Origin of the sequence: Azohydromonas lata, assembly GCF_034427735.1 — a bacterium.
GTDB lineage: Bacteria > Pseudomonadota > Gammaproteobacteria > Burkholderiales > Burkholderiaceae_C > Azohydromonas > Azohydromonas lata.
In genome coordinates this window covers 1-295 of sequence record NZ_JAXOJX010000250.1, presented here as the reverse complement: position 1 = coordinate 295, position 295 = coordinate 1, and the positions used below count along the sequence as shown (strand labels likewise).

The following is a 295-nucleotide window of genomic DNA, read 5'->3' as shown; positions in this document are numbered from 1 at the left end:
CCCGCAACTCGACTGCAGCCGCCGCGCCCGCTACCCCGTGCTGGGTGCGAGCTGGCAGCCGCGCGCGGGCATCGCCCACCACGATGCCGTGGCGCGCGGCTTCGCCCGCGCCGCCAGCCGGCTGGGCGTGGACTTGATCGAGAACTGCGAGGTCACGGGGCTGGACGTGCAAGGCGGACGCGTGCTGGGCGTGCAGACCAGCCAGGGCTACGTGAAGGCCGCTCGCGTGGGCTGCGTGGCCGCGGGCCACTCCTCGGTGCTGGCGCGCATGGCCGGGCTGCGCCTGCCGGTGGAG

General features: G+C 75.9%; 1 protein-coding gene. It reads left to right on the top strand.

Annotated elements, in window-relative coordinates:
* On the top strand, positions 1–295 hold a 295-nt coding region (locus SM757_RS35265), incomplete at both ends, for an FAD-dependent oxidoreductase (RefSeq protein WP_322468904.1).